The organism is Parasphingorhabdus cellanae (assembly GCF_017498565.1).
In the GTDB taxonomy this organism is placed as follows: Bacteria; Pseudomonadota; Alphaproteobacteria; order Sphingomonadales; family Sphingomonadaceae; genus Parasphingorhabdus; species Parasphingorhabdus cellanae.
This window is the reverse complement of sequence record NZ_CP071794.1, coordinates 2,873,411-2,885,999: the sequence shown is the minus strand read 5'-3', so window position 1 is coordinate 2,885,999 and position 12,589 is coordinate 2,873,411. Positions and strand designations below refer to the sequence as shown.

At 52.9% G+C, this 12,589-nt stretch carries 11 protein-coding genes; 5 read left to right on the top strand and 6 right to left on the bottom strand.

Translation table 11 applies throughout. The features are described from left to right. Nucleotides 1-59: 59 nt before the first annotated feature. The 4 genes from J4G78_RS13900 to J4G78_RS13885 all read right to left on the bottom strand — a co-directional run bounded on the left by J4G78_RS13900 (nucleotide 60) and on the right by J4G78_RS13885 (nucleotide 4,960). Complete coding sequence (locus J4G78_RS13900; RefSeq protein WP_207987122.1) at nucleotides 60-323, bottom strand: hypothetical protein; 264 nt, start codon at nucleotides 321-323, stop codon at nucleotides 60-62. A gap of 38 nt (nucleotides 324-361) precedes the next feature. Then, nucleotides 362-1,693: an O-antigen ligase family protein gene (locus J4G78_RS13895; protein ID WP_207987121.1), complete on the bottom strand. Its 1,332-nt coding sequence runs from the start codon at nucleotides 1,691-1,693 to the stop codon at nucleotides 362-364. Between the two features lie 49 nt (nucleotides 1,694-1,742). Next, nucleotides 1,743-3,947: a GumC family protein gene (locus J4G78_RS13890; RefSeq protein ID WP_207987120.1), complete on the bottom strand. Its 2,205-nt coding sequence runs from the start codon at nucleotides 3,945-3,947 to the stop codon at nucleotides 1,743-1,745. A 65-nt stretch (nucleotides 3,948-4,012) separates the two neighbouring features. After that, the gene (locus J4G78_RS13885) at nucleotides 4,013-4,960 is read right to left on the bottom strand and encodes a glycosyltransferase family 2 protein (RefSeq protein ID WP_207987119.1); all 948 of its coding nucleotides are present in this window, start codon (nucleotides 4,958-4,960) and stop codon (nucleotides 4,013-4,015) included. A 211-nt stretch (nucleotides 4,961-5,171) separates the two neighbouring features. Here J4G78_RS13885 and J4G78_RS13880 point away from each other — a divergent pair, with 211 nt between their 5' ends. From J4G78_RS13880 to J4G78_RS13865, 4 genes are read left to right on the top strand one after another with little or no spacing between them, the layout of a single operon-like run. Continuing rightward, nucleotides 5,172-5,924 (top strand): glycosyltransferase family 25 protein, encoded by a 753-nt coding sequence (locus J4G78_RS13880; protein WP_207987118.1) that lies wholly within the window; start codon nucleotides 5,172-5,174, stop codon nucleotides 5,922-5,924. Nucleotides 5,925-5,944: 20 nt separating this feature from the next. Next, nucleotides 5,945-7,465 carry a lipopolysaccharide biosynthesis protein gene (locus tag J4G78_RS13875; RefSeq protein ID WP_207987117.1) on the top strand — a complete coding sequence of 507 codons (1,521 nt, stop codon included), beginning with the start codon at nucleotides 5,945-5,947 and terminating at the stop codon, nucleotides 7,463-7,465. Further along, nucleotides 7,458-8,459 (top strand): polysaccharide pyruvyl transferase family protein, encoded by a 1,002-nt coding sequence (locus J4G78_RS13870; RefSeq protein ID WP_207987116.1) that lies wholly within the window; start codon nucleotides 7,458-7,460, stop codon nucleotides 8,457-8,459. The genes J4G78_RS13875 and J4G78_RS13870 overlap by 8 nt, the downstream gene beginning before the upstream one ends. Then, nucleotides 8,456-9,544 (top strand): glycosyltransferase family 4 protein, encoded by a 1,089-nt coding sequence (locus tag J4G78_RS13865; RefSeq protein ID WP_207987115.1) that lies wholly within the window; start codon nucleotides 8,456-8,458, stop codon nucleotides 9,542-9,544. The genes J4G78_RS13870 and J4G78_RS13865 overlap by 4 nt, the downstream gene beginning before the upstream one ends. Nucleotides 9,545-9,553: 9 nt before the next feature. Here J4G78_RS13865 and J4G78_RS18205 read toward each other — a convergent pair whose 3' ends face one another. Next, nucleotides 9,554-10,945 carry a sugar transferase gene (locus J4G78_RS18205; protein WP_243457103.1) on the bottom strand — a complete coding sequence of 464 codons (1,392 nt, stop codon included), beginning with the start codon at nucleotides 10,943-10,945 and terminating at the stop codon, nucleotides 9,554-9,556. 372 nt (nucleotides 10,946-11,317) lie between these two features. Here J4G78_RS18205 and J4G78_RS13855 point away from each other — a divergent pair, with 372 nt between their 5' ends. After that, entirely contained in the window at nucleotides 11,318-11,974 is a 657-nt protein-coding gene (locus J4G78_RS13855) for a serine O-acetyltransferase (protein WP_207990728.1), read from the top strand. 9 nt (nucleotides 11,975-11,983) lie between these two features. Here the strand turns inward: J4G78_RS13855 and J4G78_RS13850 are convergent, their stop codons facing one another. Beyond that, entirely contained in the window at nucleotides 11,984-12,571 is a 588-nt protein-coding gene (locus J4G78_RS13850) for a polysaccharide biosynthesis/export family protein (protein WP_207987114.1), read from the bottom strand. Nucleotides 12,572-12,589: the final 18 nt, after the last annotated feature.

The window sequence follows — 12,589 nt, the reverse complement described above, 5'->3', positions numbered from 1 at the left end:
CAAACAAATACTCGGGCGTTACACCGCACCAATTTCGGGGCGACGAGATACGGTATAGATCAGAAAAAAATTAGCAATATGCCGATGGCGATCACAATCCAGATGAACAATCCAGCACCAGCGATAACCAACATCCGCCCCGGAAGTTGTTGCGCTTTTTCAGATGCCGACGATGCTTCAAACTGTTCTGCTGTCTCTAATTTTGCCGGATCGACCGAAGCCGAGGCATTGGCAGGTGTTCGGGCACTGATGTTCTCAGCCATAGCGTCCTTGGAAATAGCGGCTGGACTGTGCCGAGCGATATCGTCGCTTTTTTTGTCCAATCATGCCTCCCCTGCTCCCAATGAAGGGAACGAAAAAGTCACACAGGGCGCAGGCTTGTTTTCAAATGGCTTCTCATTGCCCCTGTTTCCACTTTCCTGAATAGCGAAAAACCACAAATAATGGCATAAAAAATTACACCTTCTATTTGCCATAAAGCCATTGTCGACAAGTTCATGAAAAGAAATGACAAATGCGCGAACAATAAGGTCGCACGATCTTCGGCAGGTGCCTGGATGGCCAATTTGGCCATTGTGAACCAAAAAATAAGAAGCAAAAATACGCCTGCCCAACCCAATTCGTAAAGATACGCGACAATCGTATTATGGGGGTAGACTTTGAATATCTCCTCCCAGCTATCAGGACCGAAGCCGATCAGATGATTGAGCGCCGATCCATCGAGCCATGCATAAATATAACCGGACCAGATATAGACCCGGCCCGATAACAGGCGGCGCTCGTCAAAAGAAAACTCGGCTTGTGGTTTGATATATTGGCCGGGATCGCCGAAAAATACCGCCAGATCATTGAACCGTTCGGCGGAATAGCTCGCCAACACAAATATGCCGGCCAATGTGATCAATGATAGGATGACGGCCAATATTGCCCGCTGTTCGCGAACGAAGGAAAACATCGCGCTACTGACCACCTGAATGGCTGCCAGTGGCAAAACGGCGATCATCGTCGTGCGATAATTGGCGAGAATGATTCCGCCGAGCAGACTGGCGGACAGAACAGCCTGAATCAGGCGCGGCAACGTGACCGCAAAACAGGCCACCACAAAAAACGTCGCCATAGCGATGGAAAAGGTGGCTTCATGATTATAGCCGCCGATATAGCTGCTTGAACCGTCAAATTCTGATGCCTTCACCGCCCCCAGGCCAATTGACAGAATTTGAAATACCAACAATGGCGCAAAGGCCCAAAGCAGCGGTCGGAAAAATCGCGCGCCGTCATTTTCCAAAAGAGCGCGATAGACAGCGATCATCATGACCATGAAATAAATATGTTTGACGGTTGCATTCAGCGCCGTAAATAATCCGTCATTCGCTGTTGCACTGATGAGCGAAAGTATAATCAGCGCATAGACCGGCAATAGCGGCTTTAGCAGAAAATGGCGCGGGGACACCAGCAGCAGGCCGATGCCAGCAATGGCGACAGAACCAAGCGCGTTCAAGCTTAGTCCCGCGACCACCGGCGAAAAGGTAATCTCGTGAAATGCGCTCATGATATAGCGCAACCAGATGGCAAAAATCACAAACCGCGCCGGATAGCCGCGAACCTGTTTGAGCGCGACGACCATCGGGACAGCAAGCAAAACGGTCACCAATGCCAAGAGCGGTAACGGGAGAGATGGTGCGCCTCCGCCCATTATGATCCTCTTCTGATTTGCAGGGAAATTACAGCCAAAACGAAACGCCCTAAGCGTAATATTCCTTATATTGTTTGAAATAGAGGCCCGCATCGCCGAAGCCGGTTCGCGCCTGTTCCACAACATCCACCCTGCTAAGCACGACTCCGGCAATATTGGCGCCGACGCCATCCAGCTGATGCAAACCGATTTCCGCCGCTTTCGCCGGTGTCTTCTTCCACTGGACAATAAACAGGGTCATGTCCGCCAATGCTGCAAGCATCCGCGATTCGGCCACCGGAAGGACCGGCGCCGTATCAAGAATGACCAGTTGAAACTGCCCCCGCAATTCTTCCAGTAAATCAGCCATGGCCTGCGATCCCATCAGGTCGAAGGGCGTTTCCTGATCCGGTTTCTGGCCCAGAAAATAGGTGCCGCTATCCTCGTCATGTACCACCGCTTGTTGAAGCGATGCATCACCGTTCAAGACATCAGTCAAACCATGCGTAATCGACTTAGCCAGCGACCGAGATGACGCCTGCCGCCGGGAGTCGCAATCCACCAATAATGTTCGAATGCCGGATCGAGCAGCCGCGCTGGCCAGACAAATAGCGGAACTGGTCTTCCCTTCACCTGGCAAAGCAGAGGTTATGGAGATTATTTTCGTTTTTTGCCGAACCGCCGACCGTCCGCCGGGCGTCATCACCAGACTGGTTTTGAGCGCGCGGAACGCTTCGGCAAAGGCAGACTTAGGATGCTCGATCAGAAATTGCGGCGGCCATGATATTGGTTCGCGTGATTTTTTCACTTCAGGGAGTGACCCGATTTCCGGGATAGATCCCAGCGCGCTGACCTGCAGCCTCTTTTCTATATCTGCAGCTGTTCGAAGACCCGTTTCCATAAATTCCCGACCCGCAACCACGGCGGTGGAGCAGGCGCCAGCGGCGACAAAGGCGATAGCGATGTACAATAACGGATTGGGCGATATCGGCATGGCCGGGATCGCAGCGCGAGACACCTCTTTGGCGCCGCTGGTTTCCGTGCCTTGCCGGGCGAGCGATTCTTTGTAGCGATCAAGAAAACCCTGATAAAGCTCACGCGCGGATGCGGCGTTACGCTCCAATTCACTCAGCCGTACCGATGCATCGCTATCGACCGCGAGCCGGTTTTGCAGCCCGGCGATTGATGAAGCAATCGACGATGTCCGGCCGCGGGCCGCGCTCGCTTCGGTTTTCAAACTTGCCACAATCCGCTCGACTTCAGCTCCGATTTGTACATCAATATCGGCCAGCTGGCTCTGCGCCTTGATCAAGCTGGGGTGCCGCGCTCCGTAGCGCGTGTTGAGATTCGCTACTTCCGCGCTGGCCGTTGCACGTTGCGACCTTAATGCGCCAACCACTTCGGATTCCAACGCTGCTCCCAGTGCCTCGCCGGTCATGCCTTGAGACATCTGCGAGCGAGCGGTTGCCAGCCTGGAATTTGCAACGGCTTCTGCCGCCCGCGCTTCGGCAAGCTGGTTATTAAGAACCGATAATTCCTGCTGGGTGATTGAGCTGACATCTGTTGCCGCAAACAGCCCTTCATCGGAACGATATCGCGCAACTTGTGCTTCGGCAGCCTGCACTTCGCCGCGCAATTCTTCCAGCCGCGTTTCGAGCAGATCGGCACTGCGTTGGGTAGAGCCTTCCTCACCCTCAACCCGCGTCAATAGATATTCATCAATTGTGGCATTGGCGATGTTGGCCGCCATTTTCGGGTTTTCGGATGTATATTGGACTGCGATCGCATAGGACACGCCTTCGCGCTGAACACTCAAAGAGCTGCCCAATATCCGGATGGCGCGATCCCGCGCCGCCTGTTGCTGTGCCTCGGTATTTGGGGGCAATGCGCCGGCCTTCAATAGGCCGGGATTAAATTCTGGATCCTCGACCAGCTTGAGCGCATCCACCACGCGGCCAGCGATAAATGGGGACTGCAATATCTCCACCGTTGTATCCACTGTCGGTGAGTCTGTTGTGAGGGCTGGTGTATCATTGTTCACGGGCACCACATCCTGGGCTTGCCGTTCCACTACCATCGTCGCAGTGGCGAGATAGCTGGGTGTGGTCATGAAATAGACCGTGGCAGTGGCAACAATGGCAGCAATCGAAACCAGAAAAACCGGAATAATATGTTTCCGAAAAGCCCGTCCAATGGCGCGCAAGTCGATCAGCTCGCTGGTTTCCTCGGCGACAAACCGGTCCAGCGGCAATGGTGTTTCCGACATTTTATTCATGGCACGCCAGCTCCTATGTAAAAGCCCCCTGCGTTTTGCCCGTATTCCGACTCTAACCTAGTATATCACACCCCTTTTACCGCCCGATAAATTCTGTGCCGCAACGCCGTTGGCATCAGCCGCAAAGCCTCTATCAGCACAAATAGCCCGACCCCCTCGGGCAAGCAAAGATTGCGCGAAAATTGACGCGAAATTGTCCCGCTCTTGAACGAGAAGCGGGCATATAGACCGATTTGCTGATTGATGAGTTTCCGCAGCAACACCTTTTCTTCACCGTCTGCGCGCTCCGCCATCGTGCGCGCTGTGTCCACCATGATGGGAATAGTATCAGGATGCGTCAACTTGCTGACTTTATTGTCCGTATCGCGATGAAATTCAGCGCTAATCTTGGGGACATAGGCAAAGGGCGCCAGCGCCAGAGCGCGCAACCACATATCCTTGTCACCGCCGCGGACCGCCTTGCCGGCCGGAAACGGACCGGCCCGCTCAAGCACATCCCGGCGAAATGCTGCGGCGCTCGTCCAGATAGGACATTCGCCGCTCTCCACCCATATCTTCAGGCTTTCGCGAAAATCTGCCGCGCGCCCTTCCAGCGAAGCCAATGCGCCAGTCATCTTGGAGGCTGTCCGGTGTGTCTTGAAAACATGGTCATAGCGCGTGGCAACACAGCCCGCTTTCGGTGTACGTTTTATCGCCTTCGCCATGTCCGCCAGATGCGATGGATGCCAGATATCATCAGCATCAAGAAACGCGATCCAGTTCCCATTAGCCTCGGCAATGCCAAGGTTCCGTGCGGCATAGCCACCCGGGCCGGGCGTATCGCGAAACAGCATGCGGATTCGCGGATCGGTCATCTGCGAGACAATCGCGGCGCTCTCGTCAGTAGAGGCGTCATCGATCACGATTATCTCTTCGGGCGGCAGGGTTTGTTGCAGGGCGCTTTCAAGACTCGCAGCGACATGACGGGCCTTATTATGGACCGGAATGACAACAGAGAAACTTAGATCGATCATTCTATCCCGTTTTTTGCAGTGCCGAAGATAATATGTTGCGTGACATCGACGAATGGATTTTTGTCCTTGCCAACTGCGCATTACAGGCATTTATAGAACTCAGCTCCTTCGTTGTGCAATGCAGTAAAGTTCGGTCGGTCTGGGGATTCTAACGACCGAACCCGAACACTGGTTAGATCCGCATCACCCGATGCCGGATGAAGGAACTGTAATGTCGCGTCGCTCCGTCCGGACCAAGATTTTTGTCATCAGCATGCGCAGCGCGACGCAACGTCGCCACACATTTATCAGCAGCGGCATACCCAAATCGATGAATTGGGATTTTTTTGATGCCCATGAAAAGCTACATGCCGGCCTCCATTATGACGAAGACAAAGCGATTATCGCCAAAGGCCGACCATTGAAGGCTGGCGAACTGGGTTGCTATTCCAGTCACCATGCTTTGTGGAAGCAACTAATCGAAGATGATGCCGACCAATATCTCATCCTGGAAGATGATATATTAGCGGACTGGAGCTTCATCAAACCTCTGATCGCCGAAGATCATGGAGAGGCCGGCCGCGATTACATCAGGCTCTATTACAAAAAACCCGCGCCAGCCCGCATCTTGCAGAAGGATTTTATATGCAGGACTACACGGTTGATCGAAATTTCAGGCTATTGTTTCGGTACCCAGGCCTATTTGCTCACCAAAAATGGAGCGAGACGATTTCTTGACCACATGTCCGCAGTAGTCCGGCCGATCGACGATCAGATGGATCGGTCCTGGGTGCATGGCGTTCCCAATCTTGCGGTTTTCCCGTTTCCGGTGCTGGAGCGCGCTATTCCCAGTGAAATCGGTACCTCGCGTTTCGACACCTTTCAGATCCCCGAACGACTGAAACTCAGGCGCTTCGTCGCGCGGCACCGCCAGCGTGCGCAATATCAACTTTTCGGCAGACGCCGTTTTCGATTCCAACTTTAGTTTAAGTGAGCAAACAACCTATGACGGAAAAAAGCACTGATTTTTCTGACAATGCTTCCAGCAGCGCTGGGGCAATGTTTGACGATTCATTGCGTCAAAAATCCAAAAGCTCTTTGGGATGGACAGTGACCAAAGCGCTTAGCGATCAGGTCTTTTCGTTGGTCATATTCATCATGCTCGCGCGGCTGCTGACCAAGGAAGAGATCGGCATATTCGCCATGGTCTATGTTTTTTCCGAAGTCGGCCGGATTCTGGCTACTGGCGGCCTGGTCCAGCTCATCGCGCGTGCCAAGAAAATCGATAATCTGCAAATTAACACGATTTTCTGGACCAACATGGGCATTGCGTTTGTTTATGTCGGGTTGATCTGGGTCATAGCTCCGCTGTTGGCTGCGCTGCTCAACCAACCAGGCCTTACCGACCCATTGCGCATATTATCGCTCGCTTTGCCGATCAATGCCCTGGGTGCGTCTCATTTCGCCCTGCGGCTCAGGGAATTTGGCCACAAGACCGTGGCCGTCCGGTCGATATTGGCCGGGATTATCGGCGGCACCACCGCGGTCGTTGCCGCTATGTCGGGATGGGGCATTTGGTCGCTTGTCGTCCAGCGCTGCGTTACCGAGGCCGTCAGTACGATTTTGGCCTGGACCTCCTACCGCTGGGTGCCGAGATTGCAGTTTGACTGGATGCAAGCCAAGCAGAACTTCGCTTTTACCAGCAATTTGACTATTGCGCAGCTGATTTTCTTGATGCTCGTTCGGGTACAGGACTTGTTGATTGGGGCCAGCCTTGGCGCCGCTGCGGTCGGTATCTACCGTGTTGCATGGCGCTCCACCGAAATGTTTGCCGCCGCCGCCATCCAGCCCTTTTCCGCAGTAGGTTTGCAAATATATTCGCGACTTCAGGACAATCCAGTCGCGATGAAACAAGCCTATAAAGCGATGCTCGGCGTATGCGCCGGCCTATCCTTTCCCGCGCTGGTTGGCTTTGGCGTCATCGCGCCTGATCTTGTGCCCCTGGTTTTCGGGTGGAAATGGCAGGCAGCAGGTGAACTGGCGCAGGTCTTTGCCTTTATGGCCATACCTTACACGCTTAACTTCTTCGCATCGCCAGTGCTCTCTGCTGTCGGTAATTCGCATCGGCAGCGCACGCTGGCAATCACGCAGTTGGTCGTCACCTTGACGCTTACTCTAATCGCTTTGCCTTATGGCCTCACTGCCGTAGCGATAGCCTATGTGGTTCGTTCTTACCTGACCCTGCCACTGCAGATTTATTTCCTCAAAGAAGCTTCCGGTATCGGATCAAGAACGACTTTTGACGCCGTCAAAGCGCCGTTCCTCGCCTCTACTCTGATGGGCGTCCTGCTTTGGACCACATTGGAAATCTTTGCAGATGACCAAACGCTGTCCTGGGTCAAGCTCATCGGCGCCATCACCGCCGCGGCTCTATTTTACATCGCCATTTTGCTGGCTATTTCATCAACTTATCGCCGTTTTATCGCAGACGTCCTTCCCCCAAAGGAGCTATCCCCCCATGCCTGAACAACTTGCTTTAGAAAACACCCATCCCCGCACTATCATGCACAATCTGCGCGACGTAATTACAGAACGGCTCCAACCGCTGCTGAATGACCAGCCTTTCGCACTGCTGGATTTTCCCGATCATTCAAATGTTGGAGACTCAGCCATCTGGTTAGGCGAGACTCAGTTTTTTGGAGATCATGCCAAACCTCCTGCTTATGTAAGCAAATTGAAAACGCATGATTCCTTGCAGATGGAGCAAGCCATTGGTGATGGCACAATTTTCCTTCATGGCGGCGGCAATTTCGGAACCATTTGGAAATCGCATCAGGATTTTCGTTTGGAACTATTGTCCCGCTTTCCGGGTCAGCGGATCGTACAGCTGCCGCAATCTATTTACTTTGACAATTATGAGGCCGTCGACGAAACGGCTCGCGCGATCGAAAAGCACGGCAGTTTCACGTTGCTCGTTCGTGATCAGCGCTCGCTGGAATTCTCGCGCTGCCATTTCCAGTGCGAGGCTGTTCTATGCCCCGACATGGCGCTCTACATGGAGCCGCTCGAACGCCAGACGCCGGTTCATGATTTCTACTATCTCATGCGTACCGATTTTGAACGATCCGTCAGGGGTAAAGCCAATCACCCAGGGCACGCATTTGAAAGCGGTGACTGGCTGACTGAAGACAAGCTGCAAATGCGCATGTCATCAGCAACATCAAAGCTGATGGATTTTGGGCATAGCCCAAACGCCGCACGCGCGTTGAAATATGACCGGCTGGCCAATACCCGCCTTAAGCGCGGCGTGGCTTTGCTATCGTCCGGGCGCGTCGTGGTGACCGACAGATTACATGGCCACATCATGTCGACCTTGCTCGGTATCCCACACGTCGCATTGGACAATAGCTACGGCAAGCTCCAAAACTTCATTCAGGCATGGACCTCAGACATTGGTTTCCTGCGCACAGCGGATACGCTCGAAGAAGCACAGTCTCTGGCAGAGGAGTTACTGTCATGAAAGTAGCTGTAACCGGCCTGCGCGGTATCCCCAACGTCATGGGCGGTGTGGAAACGCACTGCGAAGAAATGTTGCCACGCGTCAAGGGGCTAGACCCCGATCTTAACATCACGGTCTTTGCCCGGGCGCCCTATGTGAAAAAACCGCGTTATAAATATCGCGGAATTTCGATTGTGAGCCTACCGTCCCCGGTCTCGGTATGGCGAGAGGCGATAACCTCCACCTTCAACGCCATAGTTGCGGCACGCCGAACCAAAATGGACATAATTCACATTCATGCCATTGGTCCGGCTCTGCTCACACCCTTGGCTCGTCTGATGGGGTTGAAAGTCGTCGTAACGCATCATGGCGAGGACTATAATCGCGCCAAATGGGGCCGCTTTCCACGTTTCATATTGCGCATGGGCGAACGGCTCGGAATGTTATTCGCCAATCATGTGATTGCGGTTTCCCCGTCGCTGGCCAAGAAGCTGCAAAAGTCATTCCCGGGATCAACCAACCGGATTTCCTATATCCCCAATGGCACTCCCGAACTGCCTCGTTCACGCGGCGATGCGCTGGCTCGATTTTCGTTAAAGTCGAATGAATATGTACTGGCGGTTGGCCGTCTGGTCCCGGAAAAGGGACTCCACGATCTGATCAAAGCCCATGCTGATATCAAGGACGGACGAAAGCTCGTCATCGTCGGCGGGGCCGATCACAACAGCGAATATTCGGAGTCGCTCCTAAAGCTAGCCAACGAGCGGGTTATATTTACCGGACTGCAAGACCGCGGAACCTTGCGCGAGCTTTATGAGAATGCAGCTTTGTTTGTGATGCCATCCTATCATGAAGGCTTGCCGATCGCTGCGTTGGAAGCAGGATCATGCTCCACACCCATGCTACTGAGTGATATTCAGCCCAATCGTGATATTGGATTGCCCGAAAAAGACTATTTTCCGGTAGGCGACACCAGTGCATTGGGACAGGCGCTAAATAAACCCAATTACCTGTACCAGGTTGATGCAGCAGAATTTCGTAAGAAATTTGATTGGGACGAGATCGCACTTAGCACCTCGTCCATTTATCACAAGCTTATGGACTGATCGGGGACATCAAAAGCCGTTACGGTGGACGATGACGCCGAATGTCCGCGCAAGGATGAGCAGATCATAACCCAGCGACCAACGCTGGATATATTCCAGATCTGATGCCAGCCGCAGTTCCAAGTCTGCTCGAGTCATTGTTGCGCCGCGGAAACCTCGGACCTGCGCAAGTCCGGTCAAACCAGGTATCGTGGCATGGCGCAGCCAGTAGTTTCGGTCAATTTCCCAGAAAAGTTTGCTGTCCGCCTTGGAACCGAGCGCATGCGGGCGCGGACCGACGAGGCTCATCGTACCAAACAGGACATTGAACAGCTGTGGCAATTCATCAATACTGGTGGCCCGAATGAATCGACCAACCCGCGTTATTCGGTCATCGTCCCGATCGGTTGATCGATCACCATTTAGATCGCTCAAATCGTCTCGCATGCTGCGAAATTTATAAATATGGAACAGACGATTGCCGTGACCCAATCGGCGCTGCTTGAACAAGACCGGGCCGCGACTTTCAAGCTTGATGGCAATCGCCGTAACGAGCATCAGCGGCGCCAGAAACAATATCGCAATCGACACGAGAACAAGATCCATGAGGCGCTTCAGCCATAATTGCACGCGCGTCAACGGTTTGACCTGCGAAGCGTGGATGAGGGCCATGCTATTGGTCTCTGCTGGAGCGGAGCGATAGTGGCGATACACCTCACCAGTCACGCCAGTGCTTTTTAGAACCAAAGCCCAATCATTATGTCGTTCCACCGGGCAGGCCACAACGACGCGGTCGATGGACCGGAACAGATTTCCCAAACGATCCAGCATGGCCGGATCAGATATATCGGGATGCAGTCCGATGGCCTTTGCATCAATAACCGGCTGATCGAAAATCGGGCCATGCGGAACGCCATCCACGATAATCAGTTCGCTCAAAGGATTGGTACCCAGCATTCGCTTGGCAAATCCATGACAGATATATCGACCTGCCACGATAAAGGCCGATGAGATCAGGAAACCGAAAGCCAAGAATGGCGGATGATGGGGTTTCAATATCGACAGACCAAAGAGAACGAAAAGGATCAAGGCAAAAGTCGCAAACAGCGCTGCGATACTGCGGACCGTTGCGCTAGCACTGCGGTAGAGCGCGCTGCGACCATAAGCCTTACTGTTCAACGCAAGCGCGAGAAAAATTGGCAGGGATAATAAGCCGAGCTTTAGTCCCGGAGAGGCAAAGGGTTGGCCGAGCAACAAGGCGTTGCTGATCAGGAAGCCGATGCATACGGCAAGCGCATCCGTCGTCAACATGATGGAATATAGGCCGGCTCTACGCGACCGTTTGGTCAAGCTGGAGCCTTTATTGGTAATTTTAGAGGCGGTGAAAGTTGTGTTTTGTAGAGCGCGTAAACTTGCAGTCATCCCAGAACCCTTTCACGATCGTCTCGAATATATGCCAAGGCCAGCGAGTGGATCAGAAGTGTGAGGCGATGCTGCGCCGCAACAATCAAATCTCTACTTCGGTCCAATCTTCTCCAATTCGAACCGGCTTTACTGGCACCCTACATAGGGAGACGGGTTAAAAAATTCCCCTGAGTATTTTTTCTGCCATCCCAAAACTGGCTTGTCACCATAAGTTTATAGCGTCCAAGACAGGGTGTGTATTCAACACGATTAGATACCATATGGTCTATCGACGGTTGCCCAACACAGCATTTGCGGCGAAATAGATTCAGTTCCGCCCAATGTTGCGGCGCAATATATCAATATCGGGGAGCCGAGTCTTTGAATGACATGCAGCCAATAAATATCGGTGCAGACGACATCGGTCCGAATGTTGATCGCAGCCTTCAATACACATGGGCGCTGATTCTATCCGATCTGTATCGCTATGCCGGGAACCGCAACACATTGTCCTTTCTGCGCCACTTTCTTTTTACACCCGGTTTCAAATATTCGACCGTCATGCGCCTTTGTGGCTACCTAAAAAAGCGCAGGCTGATGCGCTTCATCCTCTATCCACCGCTGAAACTGCTGTTGCTGCGCTATCGTTATAAATATGGCATTGCCATTCCGGAATATACCAGAATCGGCCCAGGGTTTTTCATCAACCGCTTTGGCAATATCATGGTCAATGGCGACGCGATTATTGGTGCCAATTGCAATATCACCCATGGATCGATGCTCGGACAGATGAATCGTGGCCCCAATCAGGGATCGCCAATATTAGGGGATGGCGTTTTTCTGGCAGCGGGATGCAAGGTCATCGGCAAGATAACGATCGGCCATCGCGCCGCAGTAGGAGCCAATGCCGTTGTCACCAAACCTGTGCCCGACGATGCTGCGGTTGGCGGAATTCCAGCCAAAATATTGTCAATGAAGGGATCGGAAGGCTATATTAATCGCCGCGTCGATCCCGACTATGGCACGCGATTCCGAGCAATTTCCTGATCTTGGCGGTTAAAAAAACCGCTCGACGATCCGGATCGTATCGCCCGGATAGATACGAGTATTGCTCCCCAGCCTGATCTTCACTTCATTAGGCTGGTCAGAGCGTTTAATGAAAATCTGCTTCTGCTGCGCGCGATAGGTAAAGCCATCGGCTTTCGCGATCGCCGCCAACACCGTCATGTCCGGATTATAAGGATATTCACCCGGCTTGTTGACCTCACCCAATATGTAAATAGGCCGAAAGCTTTTAACCTCCACATTCACTTGCGGGTTGATCACATAGCCATCCGCCAGTGCCGCGGCGATATTCAGCCCAAGATCGGCAGGCGTCAGACCGCCCGCCTGAATATTTCCAACCAGCGGGAATGCCAGAATGCCGTTCGCACCAATGATAAATTCCCCGGTCAGCGTGTCTTCGCCATAAGTAATTATCTGAACTGTTTCGCCTGCACGCAATTGATAGGATTGATTGATATCCGGCTGTTCCGCCGTCTCGACCGGAAATGCCGACGAGGACGCGCAAGCCGTTAAAAGTAAAGCCGCCATAAAAACCGAGCAAATCTTGTGAGAAGTTTTTACGCCAAATCGGGTTTCCATATAATTTTTCCCACTAGC

Excerpts from the sequence above, each read along its gene's own strand:
- J4G78_RS13895 (WP_207987121.1), bottom strand. The coding sequence starts at position 1,693 with ATGGGCGGAGGCGCACCATCTCTCCCGTTACCGCTCTTGGCATTGGTG.
- J4G78_RS13890 (WP_207987120.1), bottom strand. The coding sequence starts at position 3,947 with ATGAATAAAATGTCGGAAACACCATTGCCGCTGGACCGGTTTGTCGCC.
- J4G78_RS13885 (WP_207987119.1), bottom strand. The coding sequence starts at position 4,960 with ATGATCGATCTAAGTTTCTCTGTTGTCATTCCGGTCCATAATAAGGCC.
- J4G78_RS13880 (WP_207987118.1), top strand. The coding sequence starts at position 5,172 with ATGTCGCGTCGCTCCGTCCGGACCAAGATTTTTGTCATCAGCATGCGC.
- J4G78_RS13875 (WP_207987117.1), top strand. The coding sequence starts at position 5,945 with ATGACGGAAAAAAGCACTGATTTTTCTGACAATGCTTCCAGCAGCGCT.
- J4G78_RS13870 (WP_207987116.1), top strand. The coding sequence starts at position 7,458 with ATGCCTGAACAACTTGCTTTAGAAAACACCCATCCCCGCACTATCATG.
- J4G78_RS13865 (WP_207987115.1), top strand. The coding sequence starts at position 8,456 with ATGAAAGTAGCTGTAACCGGCCTGCGCGGTATCCCCAACGTCATGGGC.
- J4G78_RS18205 (WP_243457103.1), bottom strand. The coding sequence starts at position 10,945 with ATGACTGCAAGTTTACGCGCTCTACAAAACACAACTTTCACCGCCTCT.
- J4G78_RS13855 (WP_207990728.1), top strand. The coding sequence starts at position 11,318 with ATGCAGCCAATAAATATCGGTGCAGACGACATCGGTCCGAATGTTGAT.
- J4G78_RS13850 (WP_207987114.1), bottom strand. The coding sequence starts at position 12,571 with ATGGAAACCCGATTTGGCGTAAAAACTTCTCACAAGATTTGCTCGGTT.